Raw genomic sequence first — 15,871 nt, 5'->3', positions numbered from 1 at the left:
GCGCTGGGCCGCACCAACCAGGAGATCGCCGACGAGCTCCGGGTGAGCAGGCGAGCGGTCGAGAAGCACCGCACCGCGGACGACCGGTGTTCGGACGTGGTGCCGGCGCCGCTGCGGTGCGGAACTCGGCTGCCGCGGCCGGGAACTCGCCTGCAGCGGTGCAGGCCTTCCCCGGCGCGGCGGGGAACTCGTTGCCGCCGTGCGGGTGCTCCCCCGCCTCGGTGCGGGTGCCGGTGCGGAGTTCCGCGGTCCCGCTGTCGGGGTCGGTGCGCCGGGCCGCGGATCCGCTTCCCGGGGCACCGCGTTCATCTCCGCGGGGTCATGGCCCACTGCTCGCGGGCGGCGGTCACCTCCGCGACGATCGTGCGCAGGCCCGCGGGCAGCCGGGGCAGCCACTGCTCGGCCCGCTGCTCCGCGCGGCGCTGCACGGGGCGGGGCAGGCCGAGCCGGCCGGTGACGCCGGTGCCGGTGACCAGCAGGGCCAGCGCGACCTCGGCCTGGGCGTCCGGGACGGTGATCATCCCGGAGCGGATCGCGGCGGATTCCTCGTGCGTGAAGGTGTCCACCACCGCCTCCGCCGGGGCGCGCTGGTCGAGCCGGACCGGGCGCCAGGCGACCGCGGGCCCGGCGCGCCACCCGCCGGTGACCGGGACCTCGCGGACCACGTCGATGATGGTGAGCCGGGCGCGGACCTTCTCGGTCGCCGTGCCGGACAGGTACTGGATCCAGGTGCGCACCGAGTGCTGCGGCTCGGAGCGGATCTCGCGCAGCACCGACCAGGACAGGAAGTCCGGCGGCATGCCCTTGCCCGCCGGGCGGACGGTGGGCAGCACGCCGATCTCGTCCTCCAGCAGCAGTTCGGCGAGCAGGCCGCCCGCGCAACCGAGCGCGACCAGCTTGGGGTCCACCCGCGCGGCGAGCCGGTCGGTGCCGGTGTGCGCCACCAGGAAGTAGCGGTCGGCCAGCCGCAGCGGGATGCGGCCGGTGCGGGTGGCCCGTTCCCGGGACGCGCGTTCCGCGCGCGGATCCGGCGCCCGGGCGTCCGGGCCCTCCTCGTCCGGCAGGTCCTGTGACGTGGTCAGGACGGCTCGCGGCAGCCGGCGCGACCGGCCGCCGTTCACCGCGCCCTCGTGGATCGGCATGAACACCCCAGTGACTCGGTTTCCCCCGGGAAACGCCCTCGCGACGATGACTCCGCAGCGTTTCCAACCCGGGACACAGCGTAATCGTTCCCGGTGCGGGCCAAGATCCTCCAGAAGCGCGATGTTCGCTGTGATCAAGCCGACCCGACTTCGCTCGTTCGAGTGGTCATCAGTGGTCCGGCGTCGGAAACCCCTTGACGCGGAACGACTTCCCCTTCGAAAGCGGGCGCTCGCGGCACCGGCGGCGGGACGCCCGGAACACCCGGCCGCTCCCCGGCGTTTGACTTCGAGTTAACGCGAACTAGCACGATCGGCGCCGACCCACCACGAACGCCCCCGCGCCCGGTCCGAACCGCGGTCCCGTCCCAGGACGCCGCCCGCACCGGCCGCGCACCGCACCGGCTCCGCGACCGACCCGAACCGGCCGGCGGAGCCGCCACACCGAGAGGAACCACCACATGACCAGCTGGGAGACGATGCGCTCCTTCGCCAGCGACGACTCGGTGACCAGGCAGCGCCTGGCGCCCGGGCTCGCCAGGCGGATCGCGCGCTACGCCCGCCCGTACCTGCGCGACATCGTCCCGTTCCTGGTGCTGGTCGCCGCGGCCGCCGTGCTCGGCGTGGTGACCCCGCTGCTGTTCAAGGCGATCATCGACCACGGCATCCTGCCGCGAAACCCGGGCGTGGTGCTGTGGCTGGCGCTGGCCGTCGCCCTGGTCGCGGTGCTGGAGGCCGGGATGTCGCTGCTGCAGCGCTGGTACTCCGCGAAGCTCGGCGAAGGCCTCATCTACGACCTGCGCTCCGAGGTGTTCGACCACGTGCAGCGGATGCCGGTCGCGTTCTTCGTGCGGGCGCAGACCGGGTCGCTGGTCAGCAGGCTCAACACCGACGTGATCGGCGCCCAGCGCGCGCTGACCAGCACCCTGTCCTCGGTGGTGTCGAACGTGCTGAGCCTCGTGCTGGTGCTGGCGACGATGTTCACGCTGTCCTGGCAGATCACGCTGATCGCGCTGGCGCTGCTGCCGCTGTTCCTGCTGCCGGTGCGCTGGGTCGGCCGCCGGTTGCAGCGGATCACCCGCGAGCAGATGAAGACCGACGCCGAGCTGAGCTCGCTGATGACGGAGCGCTTCGGCGTCGGCGGCGCGATGCTGGCGAAGCTCTACGGCCGGGCCGACGAGGAGGCCGGGATGTTCTCCTCCCGGGCGGCGCGGGTCCGCGACCTGGGCGTGGTCTCGGCGATGTACAGCCGGGTGTTCTTCGTGGCGCTGACCCTGCTGGCCTCGCTGGCCACGGCCGTGGTGTACGGCCTCGGCGGCGGGCTGGTGATCTCCGGGGCGTTCGAGCTGGGCACGCTGGTGGCGCTGGCGACGCTGCTGAGCAGGCTCTACGGCCCGCTGACCGCGCTGTCCAACGTGCACGTGGACGTGATGACGGCGCTGGTCAGCTTCGACCGGGTCTTCGAGGTGCTGGACCTGCGGCCGATGGTCGAGGAGAAGCCGGACGCGGTGGTGCTCGACTCCCGGACCGAGCCGGCGGCCGTCGAGTTCGACGGGGTGTCGTTCCGCTACCCGGCCTCCGCGGAGGTGTCGCTGGCCTCGCTGGAGTCGGTGGCGCGCCCGGAGAGCGCCCCGGCGCACGAGGTGCTGCACGACATCAGCTTCCGCGCCGAGCCGGGTCAGACCATCGCGCTGGTGGGGCATTCCGGCGCGGGCAAGACGACGATCACGCACCTCGCGGGACGGCTCTACGACGTGGACGCGGGCAGCGTCCGGGTCGGCGGGCACGACGTGCGGGACGTGGCGCTGCGTTCGCTGTACTCGACGGTCGGCGTGGTCACCCAGGACGCGCACCTGTTCCACGACACGATCCGCGCGAACCTGGCCTACGCGCGGCCCGGGGCGTCCGACGCCGACCTGCTGGCCGCGCTGCGCACCGCGCAGCTGCAGGACCTGGTGGCCGACCTGCCGGACGGGCTGGACACGGTGGTCGGCGACCGCGGCTACCGGCTCTCCGGCGGGGAGAAGCAGCGGTTGGCGATCGCGCGGTTGCTGCTGAAGGCACCGCCGGTGGTCGTGCTGGACGAGGCCACCGCGCACCTGGATTCGGAATCGGAGGCGGCGGTGCAGCGGGCCCTGTCCACGGCGTTGGCCGGGCGGACCGCGCTGGTGATCGCGCACCGGCTGTCCACGATCCGCGAGGCGGACCGGATCCTGGTGATCTCCGGTGGCCGCATCGCCGAGCAGGGCACCCACGCCGATCTGCTCGCCCGCGACGGCCTCTACGCGGAGCTGCACCGCACCCAGTTCGCCGATTCTGCGGAGGCCGTCTCGACCACCTGATCCACCAGGGGCGTGGGGGGGGGGGGGGGGGGGCGCGGGCCGCGCGCCGGGGCCCGCGGCCCGCCCGCCGGCGCGCGCCCGGCCCCGCGAGCCGCGCGCGGGGCCCCGCCGCCCCCGCGCCCCCCGGGCCCGCCCCCCCCCGCCCCCCCCCCCCGCCCGGCCCGCCCCCCCCCCCCCCCCCCCCCCCCCCCCCCCCCCCCCCCCGCGGCCGACGCGCCGGACGACGACGCCTCCGCGGGCGCATCACTCCCAGTCCACGACCGGCCCCGAACCCGAAGCGCGTTCGAGTCATCCACCCCGGCCACCGGCTCCTACAACGGATGGCCGACGCGAAACGAGCTCCACCACGGGGTGCTCGCACACGAGAACCTGCGGCCCTCCAAGCCGAACCCACGCATTTTCGATCTTGTCCCGGCAGGCTCCGGCGTCTTTCGGGCGCAGCCTCTCCGCGGTCAGTCGGTGAGGGGGCGGGTGCCCTTGTAGCCGTCCGGGTCGATGCGGCGGAGCATCGCGCCGCAGATCTCCCCCAGCTGCTGGACCTGCGGTCCGGTGAGCGCGTCGAGCACGAGGTCGCGGACTCGCTCGACGTGGCCGGGCGCGGCTTCGACGACCTTGCGGTACCCGGCGTCGGTGAGCTCGGCGAGGTTGCTGCGGCCGTCGCGGTCCGAGCGGGCGCGGCGCACCCAGCCGTTCTTCTCCAGCCGGGCCACCACGTGCGAGACGCGGGACGGCGAGGCGCTGGCTCGGGCGGCGAGGTCGCTCATCCGCAGCGACCGGTCGGGGCGCTCGGAGAGCATCGCCATCACCCAGTAGCCGAAGTGCGTGACGCCGGAGTCGCGCTGCAGCTGGGAGTCGAGCGCGGGCGGCAGCAGGGTCATGAGCATCGCGAGCTGGCGCCATGCCTTCTGCTCTTCGTCGGTCAACCAGCGCGGCTCGTCCACCGGACCAGTCTGTCAGACCGGTTGAGTCGACCTGCGGCTTTGCCTATCCTAATATTTGAAGCTTCAATCAAAGGAGTCGGCGATGACCGCACCGCACCCCGGGCCGATGCCTGCCCTCTACCTCAGCCACGGAGCGCCACCGCTGGTCGACGACGAGCTGTGGACCGGCCAGCTGGCCGGGTGGAGCGCCGCCCTGCCGCGCCCGCGCGCCATCCTGGTGATCTCCGCGCACTGGGAGTCCGCGCCGCTGATGCTCGGTGCCACCGACACCGGGGCGCCGCTGACCTACGACTTCACCGGCTTCGCCGAGCGCTACTACCGCACCGAGTACCGCAGCCCGGGCGCCCCGGAGCTCGCCGCGCAGGTCGCCGCGCTGATGCCGGACGCCGAACCGGTCGCGCACCTGCCACGACGCGGGCTCGACCACGGGGCGTACGTCCCGCTGACCGTGATGTACCCGGACGCCGACGTCCCGGTACTGCAGATGTCGCTGCCCACCTTGGACCCGACCCGGCTGCTGGAGATCGGGCGCAGGCTCCGGCCGTTGCGCGACGACGGCGTGCTGATCATCGGCTCCGGGTTCACCACGCACGGGCTGCCGTTCCTCACCGACCCGAGCCCGCGCGCCGCCGCGCCCACCTGGTCGCAGGAGTTCGACCTGTGGGCCGGGGAGGCGCTGACCCGCGGCGCCGTGGACGAGCTGGCCGCCTACGCCGACCACGCCCCCGGGATGCCGTACGCGCACCCGACGGCCGAGCACTTCGCGCCGTTGTTCGTCACCCTCGGTGCCGCGACCGACCCGGAGGCGCCGCCGGAACAGCTCATCGACGGCTACTGGATGGGCCTGGCCAAGCGCTCGTTCCAAGTGGCCTGACCGCCCGCGGCGAGATCGGACGGTCCTCGGCGAGGCCGGGCCGGTCCGCAGCGAGGCCGGGCCGGTCCGCGGCGAGCATCTGCCGAGCACGCCGGGAGAGAACGCCCGACGAGCGCCTCGGCACGACCTCAGCCCGCGTTGACGATCCGTTCCACCGGGATGCCGCAGCGCTCGGCGCGGGCGCACCCGTGGATCTGCCAGTCGAGCTGGCCCGGAGCGTGCGCGTCGGAGTCGATCGCGAACTGGCAGCCCAGCTCGAAGGCCCGCCCGAGCAACTCCATCGGCGGATCCAGCCGCTCCGGCCGCGAATTGATCTCGACGGCGACGCCGTGGTCGCGGCAGGCGCGGAACACCTCGTCCGGGTCGAACTCCGATGGCGGCCGCTTCGAGCGCAACCGGCCGGTGCAGTGCCCCAGCACGTCGACCTGCGGGTTCGCCACCGCCGCGCACAACCGGCGGGTCATCTCGCGGCGCGGCATCCGCAGCTTGGAGTGCACGCTCGCCACCACCACGTCCAGTTCGGCGAGCAGCCCGGGGTCCTGGTCCAGGCCACCGTCGTCGAGGATGTCGACCTCGATGCCGGGGCGGATGCGGAACGGGGCGAGTTCGGCGTTCAGCTCGGCCACCAGCTCCAGCTGGGCACGCAGCCGTTCGGCGCTCAGCCCGCGCGCGACGGTCAGCCGCGGCGAGTGGTCGGTGAGCGCGATCCACTCGTGGCCGAGGTCCCGCGCGGTGCGGGCCATCTCGGCGACGGGGCTGCCGCCGTCGGACCAGTCGGAGTGGGTGTGGCAGTCGCCGCGCACCCGGGCCCGCAGCTCGCGGCCCTCCTCCGGTTCGGGCGCGGCGGAACGCAGCCGCGCCAGGTAGTCCGGGGTGCGGTCGCGCACCGCCTGCTCGATGACGCCCGCGGTGGTGCGGCCGATGCCGGGCAGTTCGGTCAACCGGCCGTCGGCGGCGCGTCGTTCGAGGTCGTCGTGCTGGGCGACGACGTCGGCGGCGCGGCGGAACGCGCGCACCCGGAACGCGGGTTCGTCCGCGCGTTCCAGCAGGAACGCGATCTCCCGCAGCGCGGTACCGGGGTCCATCCCCCGTTGGTAGCCGGTCCTCGCCGCGGGCGCACTGCGGAGGGAGGATGCGCACGGGTCAGGACGGGAACGGGAGGCACGGTGGACGCGCGGCAGCTGGAGTACTTCGTCACGATCGTCGACGAGGGCGGGTTCCACCGGGCCGCGGAGCGCCTGCACGTCGCGCAGCCCTCGCTGTCGCAGGCGGTGCGGACGCTGGAGCGGGACGTGGGCGTGGCGCTGTTCCACCGGCTGGGCAGGCGGGCGGTGCTCACCGAGGCGGGCCGCGCGATGCTCGAACCGGCGCGCCAAGTGCTGCGCGACCTGGACACGACGCGGGCGAGCGTCGAATCGGTGCAGGGCCTGCGGTCCGGTCGGGTGCAGCTGGCGGTGCTGCCGTCGCAGTGGGTGCAGCCGCTGACCGCGATGATCGGCCGGTTCCACGCGGAGTGCCCGGACGTGCTGGTGTCGGTGCAGCCCGCGTTCACCCCGTCGGACGCCGCCGACCTGGTGCGCGGTGGCCGCAGCGAGCTGGGGCTGATCGGGGCGGCGGAGGACTTCGCGCTGCCGGGACTGCGTTCCCGCCTGGTGGAGCGGCAGCGGTTCGTGGTGGTCACCGCGCCCGGCGGGCCGTGGGAGGCGGATCGCGCGGTGCTGCGCCGCGCGGACCTGGCGGGGCAGCGGGTGATCACCTCGCCGGAGGGGAACCGGATGCGGCACGTGGTGGACGAGATCATCGCGCAGGGCGTGGACCTGCGGATCGTGGTGGAGACCGCGCACCGGGAGGCGATCCTGCCGCTGGTGCTGGCCGGGACGGGCATCGCCGTGCTCACCGCGGGGTGGGCGGAGTTCGCGCGGGCCGCGGGCGCCCGCGTCCTGGACCTGGAGCCGGTGGCGGAGCTGCGGATCTCGCTGATCCACCGCCCGGCCCCGCTCACCCCGGCCGCGCAGCGCTTCCTGGACCTGGCGCTGGCCAGGGAGGAGCTCGGGCCGGCGAGCGAGGAACCGGCGCCGGGACGAGACGAACTGGGGAGATAGGCACCGCCTATCAAGCGGATGCGCAGCCGGTCTTGGACGCCGCCGCGAGATCCGCGTTGGATGGCGGCATGTCCAGCTACGAGATCGCGGTCCTGCCGGGTGACGGCATCGGTACCGAGGTGATGCCGGAGGCGCTGCGCGTGCTCGACGCGGTGCGCGCCGAGTACGGCACCGAGTTCCGCTACCGGCACTTCGACTGGAGTTGCGAGACCTACCGGGAGACGGGCCGGATGATGCCGGCGGACGGCATCGACCGGCTGCGCGACCACGATTCGATCCTGCTCGGCGCGGTCGGCTACCCGGGCGTGCCGGACCACGTGTCGCTGTGGGGCCTGCTGCTGCCGATCCGCCGGGAGTTCGACCAGTACGTGAACCTGCGGCCGGTGCGGCTGTTGCCGGGGGTGACGCCGCCGGTTCGGGACAAGGCGCCGGGCGACATCGACTTCTGGGTGGTGCGGGAGAACACCGAGGGCGAGTACTCACGGCTCGGCGGGCGCCAGGGCGAGGGCACCCCGGCGGAGATGGTGCTGCAGACGGCGGTGTTCACCCGGCACGGCACCGACCGGATCCTGCGCTACGCCTTCGAGTTCGCCGAGCGGATCGGGAAACCGCACGTCACGTCGGGGACGAAGTCGAACGGGATCTACCACTCGATGCCGTACTGGGACGAGCGGTTCCGGGCGATCGCGGCGGAGCACCCGCAGGTCGCGGTGGACCAGGACCACATCGACATCCTGTGCGCCCGGTTCGTGATGTCGCCGGAGCGGTTCGACGTGGTGGTGGCGAGCAACCTGTTCGGCGACATCCTCTCCGACCTGGGGCCGGGGGTGACCGGCACGATCGGCGTGGCGCCGTCGGGGAACATCAACCCGGAGCGGCGGTTCCCGTCGACGTTCGAGCCGGTGCACGGTTCGGCGCCGGACATCGCGGGGCGCGGGGTGGCGAATCCGATCGGGCAGATCTGGTCGGCGGCGATGATGCTGGACCACCTCGGCGAGCAGGACGCCGCCGCGGACGTGGTGCGGGCGATCGAGTCGGTGCTGGCGGCGGGCGCGGTGCGCACTCCGGACCTGGGTGGGTCGGCGAGCACCGCGGACCTCGGGAAGGCGATCGCCGCGGAGATCGGCGCGGCGTGACCGCGGCGGGCCGCGCACCTCGCGGGTGCGCGGCTCGCGCGTACGCGGCACGCGGGTCCGCGGCCGGGCGCGCGGCTCAGCCGGGGAAGTTGTGCTGGAGCCAGCCGGTGAGTTCCGCCCGCGCCGCGGCGAGCCGGTCGGGGGCGGGAGCGCCGGGGCCGTTGGCGATGAGCGCGACGTGCACCGCGCCCGGGTCGTCGGGCGCCGACAGCAGCAGCCGGGAGTCTTCGGTGCGGCGAACGGCGTCCGCGTCGAGGTCGGAGAGCACGGTGGTGGCGCGCTCGCCGAAGGTCGCGGGCAGGTGCAGCTCGGTCGGCGCGGTCCCCGGCCCGTCCCGCCACACGAGCGCGGGGGACTGCCCGTCGCCGACGACCTCGCGCAGCGCGGGCAGTGCGGCGGGGATCCGGTTCCAGGTGAGGGTGGTGTCCCCGTCGCGGGAGCGGTCCTCGTAGCTGAACGCGAGCGTGCTGCCGTCCACCGCCCGCGGGTACAGCCGGTCCAGCACCCGGGGGTCGGCGCGCAGCCCGAGGGTGCCGGTGTCGTCGCGGTGCACGACGGAGAAGTCCTCGCCGTTCCACCCGTCGGCGTCGGTCCGCACCTTCTCCGGGTTCCCGTTCATCTCCTCGTGGTGCCTGTCGTGGTAGACGTCCCACTGCCACTGGGTTCCGGAGAGCACCGGCCCGGATTCGGCGGGCCGCTGCCACCAGTCGGCGCCGGGCAGCCGGGAGTCCATGCCCTGGTAGAGGCCTTTGAGGACGGTCGGGAACTTCTCGGCGGTGTTCCCGCCGAGCGGATGCCCGAACTCGGAGACGAACCCGGTGGTGCCGAGGTCGGCGGCGCGGTCCCGGATCTCGGCGAAGTCCGCGGAGTTCTCCCCGTCCCGGGCCTTCCCGTACAGCCCGGATTGGGCGAGGGCGTGGTAGAAGTGCGCGTTGAACACGTACCGGGTGCCGAGCGCGTCGAGCTCGGTGAACCCGCCGGGCTCCCGCACGAACGGCACGTTGTTGTTCCAGAACAGCGCGGGTTCGACGTAGGCGGGTTTGTCCTGCCAGCCGGCGCGGTCCATCGCGGCCCGGAACTCCTCGAAGAACGGCCACAGCAGGTCGCGTTCCCATTCGGCGGCGTCCTGGCCGTCGTCGAGTTCCCCGGCGTGCGGCTCGTTCATCGGGTCGAAGCCGAGGACGCGCTGGAACTGGGCCGGGGTGAGGTGAGTGGCCAGGTGGCGCAGCGTGATCTCGGCCTGGTCCAGGAACGCCTCCCGCACACCGACCGGGCCTGCTTCCGTGGGGATGCGGCGGTCGTGCCAGAAGTCGGCCTTGGCCTGCTTCACCGCCTGGTTGTTCATCATGTTCTGCCCCCAGTGGACGCAGATCCCGCAGCTCTCCGGCGGGTAGTCGCCGCCGTCGACGACCCAGTCCGGTGCGCCGTCGCCGGTGTACCAGCTGTCCGGGCGGAACAGGTGCCGGGAGTAGAGGTCCTGGTGGTAGTCGGGCAGCACCCAGAACCCGGCGTCGGCGAACGCGGCGATCTGCTCGGTGACCTGGCGCAGGTAGTCGTGGTCGATGCGGCCCGGGACGGGCTGCACCCGTTCCCAGGACAGCAGGAAGCGGACGGCGTTGGCGCCGGTGCTCTCGCGCAGCGCGGTGGCCGATTCGCGGGCGTCCGCGGTGTCGGCGAAGGGCAGGTTGCTGTTCTCGGCGAGCTTGACCTCGCCGGAGATGTTGAAGCCGCGCAGCACGACCTCCCGGCCGTGCCCGTCGCGGTAGGACGCTCCCTTCGCGGACGGCACGAGGGTGAGGGTGCGGGCGGCGGCGTCGGCGGGCGCCGCGGCGCCGGGCAGGTCCGCGGGCGCTGCGGCGCCGGGGACGTCCGCGGGCGCTGCGGCGCCGGGGACGTCCGCGGGCGCTGCGGCGCCGGGGACGTCGGCGAGTGCATCGGCGCGGGGTACGTCGAGTGCTGCGGCGCGGGCGACCTCGGCGGGCGGCGGTGCGGCGTGCGCGAGCGGGAGCGGGAACGCGACCAGCGACAGCGCGCAGGCGGCGCCGAGCGAGCGGATCATGCGCCACAAGCTACGAACCGGGCGGTCCACCCACAACCATGAAACGTGAACAGCGTTCATCTTTCATTCGTTCGGCGCAATGCGCACCGACCCGCGCCCGCGAGCACCCGCGACCCCGGTTCCCGGTACCGGGACCACGGCGCCTACGCTGGACGTTTCCGGCCTCGTCAGTCCCCCGAGCGGGGCCGGAATCCCCGACCCCCGGAATCCCGAACCGCTGGACCCACCATGAGCACCGGACCGGAACCTCGGCACCAGCACGGCGTCGACCACTTCGACGCGACCTTCGCCCGCGACCTCGTCTGGGCGCAGCGGCTGCGCGAACAGCTCGCCGAGCTCCCCACCACCGACGACGAGCGCTGATCAGGCTCCCGGGCCGGGCCCCGGTCCCGGGTCGAGCCCGAGCTGCTCGGCCAGCAGCCGCAGCAACCGCTCCGCGTCCACCGGTTTCGTCACGCACTCGGTCGCCCCGGCTTCGAGGCTGCGCTCCCGGTCCCCCGGCATCGCCTTCGCCGTCACCGCGATGATCGGCAGGCCCCGGTGCCGCGGGATCCGCCGGATGGTTCGGATCGTGGAATCCCCGTCGAGCTCCGGCATCATCACGTCCATCAGCACGATCGCCACGTCCTCGTTCTCCTGCAGCGCACCGAGCCCGGCGATCCCGTTGTCCGCGTGCACCACCCGCAGGCCGCGCTGCTCCAGCAGGGCGGTGAGCGCGTAGACGCTGCGCGGGTCGTCGTCGACCACCAGCACCCGCTGGCCGGTGAACCGCGGCACCGCGTCGCGCCCCTCGCCGGGTTCCGCGCCGGTGAGCTCGCCGAACGAGGCGGTGGATTCCCAGTCCAGCAGCGGTGGATCGATGCCTTCGGCGGCCACGTCGAAGTGCACCTCCGCGCTGCTCGGGGCGAGCTCGGCCACCGGCGGGGCGGTGAGCCCGGCGATCGCCGCCGGAGGCGCGGGGTCGTCCTCGGCGTCCGGCTCGGCATCGGGGCCTTCCGGCGGCAGCAGCAGGGTGAACGTGCTGCCGCGGCCCGGTTCGCTGTCCACGGCGAGCCGCCCGCCGAGCAGCGCGGTCAGCTCCCGGCTGATCGACAGGCCCAGCCCGGTGCCGCCGAACTCGCGCACGATCGTCCCGTCGCCCTGCTGGAACGCCTCGAAGATCCGGCCGAGCTTGCCCGCGGGCACCCCGATCCCGGTGTCCGCGACCGAGAACGCGACCTGCCCGGAGCCGCGGTCCCGGTCGATGCGCAACCGCACCGAGCCGCGTTCGGTGAACTTCACCGCGTTCGACAGCAGGTTGCGCAGGATCTGCTCCAGCCTGCTCTGGTCGGTGCGGATCGTCGCGGGCACCGAATCCCCCGCCACGGCGGTGAATTCGAGCCCCTTGTCCTCGGCGACCGGCCGGTACTGGGCGTCCAGGTGCCGGACCAGTTCGGCGGTCGGCACGTCCTCCGGCAGCACCGTCATCCGCCCCGCCTCCACTTTGGACAGATCCAGCACGTCGTTGATCAACGCCAGCAGGTCGCTGCCCGCGGCGTGGATGGTGCGGGCCAGGTCCACCTGCTGCGAGGTGAGGTTGCCGTCGACGTTGTCGGCGAGCAGCTTCGCCAGGAGCAGCGAGCTGTTCAGCGGGGTGCGCAGCTCGTGCGACATGTTCGCCAGGAACTCCGACTTGTACGCCGAGGCCTGGGAGAGCTCGCCCGCGCGTTCCTCCAGCTGCTGGCGGGCCTGCTCGATCTCGCTGTTCTTGATCTCGATGTCCCGGTTGCGGGCGGCCAGCTGCTCGGCCTTCTCGGCGAGTTCCGAGTTGGAGCGCTGCAGCTCGTTCTGCTGCTGCTCCAGCTGCTCGGACCGGGCCCGCAGCTCGCGGGCGAGGCGCTGCGATTCGGCCAGCAGTTCCTCGGTGCGGGTGTTGGCGAGGATCGTGTTGACCTCCACCCCGATGGTCTCCTGCAGCCGTTGCAGCAGGTCCAGGTGCAGCGCGCTGAACTCGTGCACCGAGGCCAGTTCCAGCACGGCCAGCACCTCGTCCTCGAACAGCACCGGCACCACGACCACGCCGACCGGTTTCGCCGCGCCCAGCCCGGAGCTGATCCGCAGGTACTCCGGCGGGGTTTCGCGCACCAGGATCGTGGTGCGGTCCGCGGCGGCCTGCCCGACCAGCGACTGCCCCAGCTCGAAGCGCTCCGGGGTGCCCGCGTGCGGGAGCCCGTAGGCGGCGGTGCGGGTCAGCTCCGGCGCACCGTCCGAACCGGGCAGCGCCAGGTAGAACGCGCCGTACTGCGCGGAGACCAGCGGCACCAGCTCGGTCATGATCAGCGAGGCGAGGGAGTGCAGCTCGGCGCGGCCGCGCATCAGGCCGGACAGCCGGGTGAGGTGGGTCTTGAGCCAGTCCTGCTCCTCGTTGGTGCGGGTGGTCTCGGCCAGGTTCGAGATCATCGCGTTGATGTCGTCCTTGAGCTCGGCGACCTCGCCGCTGGCCTCCACGGTGATCTGCCGGGTGAGGTCACCGCTGGTGACGGCGTTGGCGACCCCGGCGATGGCCCGGACCTGGGTGGTGAGGTTCCCGGCGAGCCGGTTCACGCTCTCGGTGAGCCGCCGCCAGGTGCCGGAGACGTCGGCGACCTCCGCCTGGCCGCCGAGCTTGCCCTCGGTGCCGACCTCGCGGGCCACCCGCGTCACCTCGGAGGCGAACCCGGACAGCTGATCCACCATCGTGTTGATCGTGGTCTTGAGCTCCAGGATCTCGCCCTGCGCGTCCACGTCGATCTTCTTGGACAGGTCTCCCCCGGCGACGGCGGTGGTGACCTGGGCGATGTTGCGCACCTGGTTGGTCAGGTTGCGGGCCATCAGGTTGACGTTGTCGGTGAGGTCCTTCCACGTCCCGGCGACGCCCGGCACCCGCGCCTGCCCGCCGAGGATGCCTTCGGTGCCGACCTCGCGGGCCACCAGGGTGACCTGCTCGGCGAAGGAACCGAGGGTCTCCACCATGCCGTTGATCGTCGCGGCCAGCGCGGCGACCTCGCCCTTGGTCTCCACGGTGATCTTCTTGGACAGGTCGCCGCCCGCGACCGCGGAGGCGACGGCGGCGATGTTGCGGACCTGCGCGGTGAGGTTGTCGGCCATCAGGTTGACGTTGTCGGTGAGGTCCTTCCAGGTGCCGCCGACGCCCGGCACCCGCGCCTGCCCGCCGAGCTTGCCCTCGGTACCGACCTCCCGGGAGACGCGGGTGACCTCGTCGGCGAACGCGGAGAGCTGGTCCACCATCGTGTTCAGCGTGTTCTTCAGCTCCAGGATCTCGCCGCGCGCGTCCACGTCGATCTTCTGGCTGAGGTCGCCGCGCGCCACCGCCGCGGCGACCTGCGAGATGTTGCGGACCTGCGCGGTGAGGTTGTCGGCCATCAGGTTCACCGAGTCGGTCAGCCCGCGCCACGTCCCGGCCACGCCGGGCACCTGCGCCTGACCGCCGAGCCTGCCCTCGCTGCCGACCTCCCGGGCCACCCGCGTCACCTCGGAGGCGAACAGCGACAGCTGGTCGAGCAGGTCGTTGAACCGGGAGGCGACGTCGCCGAGCCCGCCGGGCAGCCGCTCCCCGGAGCGGCGCGGCATCCGCTGCGACAGGTCCCCGGCGGCGACGGCGCCGAGGACGCGGCTGAGCTCGCCGACGGGCCGCAGCAGCGAGTCCAGCAGTTCCTCCACGGCCCGTTCGGCCTCCCGCCAGCCGCCGGTGCCGCCGAACGCGGCCGCCGGGCGCGGCCACTCCCCGCGCGACGCCGAGCCGGTGACCCGGCGCAGTTCGGCGATGAGCCGCTGGTTGCGCTCGGCGAGGTCGTTGAACGCCGCGGCCAGCTCCGCGTCCGGGCCGGCGACCGCGAGCCTGCGGCGGAAGTTGCCGTCCCGCAGGTCCCGCAGACCGGCGAGCAGCCGCTCCCGCCCGGGGTCGGCGGTCACCGGGTCATCCCTTGCCGCGCGCGCCGCGATCCAGCCGCAGCTCGGTGGCCAGCACGGCGGCCTCGCTGCGGTGGCGCATCGCCAGCTTCGCCAGCATCTGCGACACGTAGTTCTTGATGGTCTTCTCGGCGAGGTACATCCGCTGCGAGATCTCGCGGTTGGTGAGTCCTTCGCCGATGAGCTCCAGCACCTCCCGCTCCCGCGAGGTCAGCTCGCGCAGCGGGTCGGCGCGCTCCTGCTCGCGGCGCAGCCAGGACAGCATCGCCTCGGTCTTCTTCGGGCTCAGCAGCGAGCGGCCGGAGCCGACGGTGCGCAGCGCGCTGAGCAGCTCCTCGCTCACCACGCCCTTGAGCACGAAGCCCGACGCCCCGGCCAGGATCGCGTCCAGCAGCGCCTCGTGGTCGTCGAACGAGGTGAGCATCAGGCACCGCAGGCCCGGCTGCCGCGATCGCAGTTCCCGGCACAGCTCCACGCCGTTGCCGTCGGGCAGCCGCACGTCGAGCACCGCCACGTCCGGGTCGTGCTGCGGCACCAGCGCCAGCGCCTCGGTCGCGGACGCCGCCTCGCCGATCAGCTCCAGTTCGGGGTCGGATTTCACCAGGGCCGCCACACCCCGCCGGATCACCTCGTGGTCGTCGACCACGAACACGCGCATCGCCATCTCGCTCGCCGGCCTCCCTCGTGGATCACCGCGGACACCAGGGCACCGACCAGGATAGGCACGAGCGGGCGTTATGCGCCCGGGGCGGAGTGGCGTCGATCTCGCAGTTCGAGCGGGGAAACGGGGACGACCGCGGTGCCGCCCAGCCCCGGGCTGAGGCGGCGGGCGTACCAGGACAGCTGGCACTGCTCGCGGCAGAAGTCGTCGGACGGGCTGGAGGACGGGATCGGTTCGCGGCAACTCGCACAGGTCATCATCGCTGCACCGCCTCCTCTGGAGGGCACCGTGGCAAGGTTCGTGCACCCCAGTGCACCCCCCGGTTGTTCCACCTGGGTTGCGCCCAGGTCACGGAACGGCGCCCACGGCGGTGCGGCGAACGGCGCAGCGCGGCCTCAGCCGTCCCGCATGAGGCGGTCGAAGGCGGCGTTGGCGTGCGCCCACTCGGCGGTGAGCACCGCGTCGCGGTCCTCGGCCGCGGTGGTGACGACGAAGCCGGGTTCGGCGACGCGGCGGCGCAGCTGGACGAGGTGCCCGGCGGCGGACCGCCCCAGCCGTTCGCCGTTGTCCCGCGGGACGCTCTGCCCGGGTGCGAGTTCGGTGGTGTCGGTGTCGGCCATGGTTCCGTTGTAGCCACCCTCGCGACTCGTCGCAGGACAGCGGCGAGGC

The 15,871-nt window shown here is 73.3% G+C and carries 12 protein-coding genes; 5 read left to right on the top strand and 7 right to left on the bottom strand.

Translation table 11 applies throughout. The annotated features are described in order from the left end of the window. Positions 1-305 precede the first annotated feature (305 nt). Entirely contained in the window at positions 306-1,142 is an 837-nt protein-coding gene (locus LCD31_RS18785) for a GPP34 family phosphoprotein (protein WP_224959853.1), read from the bottom strand. Between the two features lie 458 nt (positions 1,143-1,600). Here LCD31_RS18785 and LCD31_RS18780 point away from each other — a divergent pair, with 458 nt between their 5' ends. Then, positions 1,601-3,481, top strand: coding sequence for an ABC transporter ATP-binding protein (locus LCD31_RS18780; protein ID WP_374108113.1), 1,881 nt, complete (start codon positions 1,601-1,603; stop codon positions 3,479-3,481). 452 nt (positions 3,482-3,933) lie between these two features. On the opposite strand, the gene LCD31_RS18775 is transcribed toward LCD31_RS18780, so the two are convergent. Continuing rightward, positions 3,934-4,422, bottom strand: coding sequence for a MarR family winged helix-turn-helix transcriptional regulator (locus tag LCD31_RS18775; RefSeq protein ID WP_224959852.1), 489 nt, complete (start codon positions 4,420-4,422; stop codon positions 3,934-3,936). A gap of 82 nt (positions 4,423-4,504) precedes the next feature. Between LCD31_RS18775 and LCD31_RS18770 the strand changes: the two genes are divergently transcribed. Beyond that, a complete protein-coding gene (locus tag LCD31_RS18770) occupies positions 4,505-5,296 on the top strand; it encodes a dioxygenase (protein ID WP_224959851.1) in 792 nt (263 codons plus the stop codon). Between the two features lie 128 nt (positions 5,297-5,424). Here the strand turns inward: LCD31_RS18770 and LCD31_RS18765 are convergent, their stop codons facing one another. Then, positions 5,425-6,381, bottom strand: coding sequence for a PHP domain-containing protein (locus tag LCD31_RS18765; RefSeq protein ID WP_224959850.1), 957 nt, complete (start codon positions 6,379-6,381; stop codon positions 5,425-5,427). 81 nt (positions 6,382-6,462) lie between these two features. Between LCD31_RS18765 and LCD31_RS18760 the strand changes: the two genes are divergently transcribed. Beyond that, entirely contained in the window at positions 6,463-7,398 is a 936-nt protein-coding gene (locus tag LCD31_RS18760) for a LysR family transcriptional regulator (RefSeq protein WP_224959849.1), read from the top strand. Between the two features lie 68 nt (positions 7,399-7,466). Beyond that, entirely contained in the window at positions 7,467-8,534 is a 1,068-nt protein-coding gene (locus LCD31_RS18755; RefSeq protein WP_224959848.1) for a tartrate dehydrogenase, read from the top strand. Between the two features lie 76 nt (positions 8,535-8,610). Here LCD31_RS18755 and LCD31_RS18750 read toward each other — a convergent pair whose 3' ends face one another. Next, a complete protein-coding gene (locus LCD31_RS18750; RefSeq protein WP_224959847.1) occupies positions 8,611-10,593 on the bottom strand; it encodes a cellulase family glycosylhydrolase in 1,983 nt (660 codons plus the stop codon). 228 nt (positions 10,594-10,821) lie between these two features. Here LCD31_RS18750 and LCD31_RS29180 point away from each other — a divergent pair, with 228 nt between their 5' ends. Next, complete coding sequence (locus LCD31_RS29180) at positions 10,822-10,956, top strand: hypothetical protein (RefSeq protein ID WP_255615664.1); 135 nt, start codon at positions 10,822-10,824, stop codon at positions 10,954-10,956. Here LCD31_RS29180 and LCD31_RS18745 read toward each other — a convergent pair whose 3' ends face one another. From LCD31_RS18745 to LCD31_RS18735, 3 genes are all read right to left on the bottom strand, one after another. Beyond that, positions 10,957-14,574 (bottom strand): HAMP domain-containing protein, encoded by a 3,618-nt coding sequence (locus LCD31_RS18745; protein WP_374108145.1) that lies wholly within the window; start codon positions 14,572-14,574, stop codon positions 10,957-10,959. Then, a complete protein-coding gene (locus LCD31_RS18740; RefSeq protein ID WP_224959844.1) occupies positions 14,549-15,205 on the bottom strand; it encodes a response regulator transcription factor in 657 nt (218 codons plus the stop codon). Before LCD31_RS18740 ends, LCD31_RS18745 begins: the two co-directional genes overlap by 26 nt. Positions 15,206-15,597: 392 nt before the next feature. After that, positions 15,598-15,822, bottom strand: coding sequence for a hypothetical protein (locus LCD31_RS18735; protein WP_224959843.1), 225 nt, complete (start codon positions 15,820-15,822; stop codon positions 15,598-15,600). Positions 15,823-15,871 lie beyond the last annotated feature (49 nt).

The sequence above is a fragment of the Saccharopolyspora sp. 6M genome, from assembly GCF_020176775.1.
Lineage (GTDB): Bacteria > Actinomycetota > Actinomycetes > Mycobacteriales > Pseudonocardiaceae > Saccharopolyspora_C > Saccharopolyspora_C gregorii.
The sequence above is the reverse complement of the archived record's forward strand: the minus strand, read 5'-3'. Positions and strand labels throughout refer to the sequence as shown.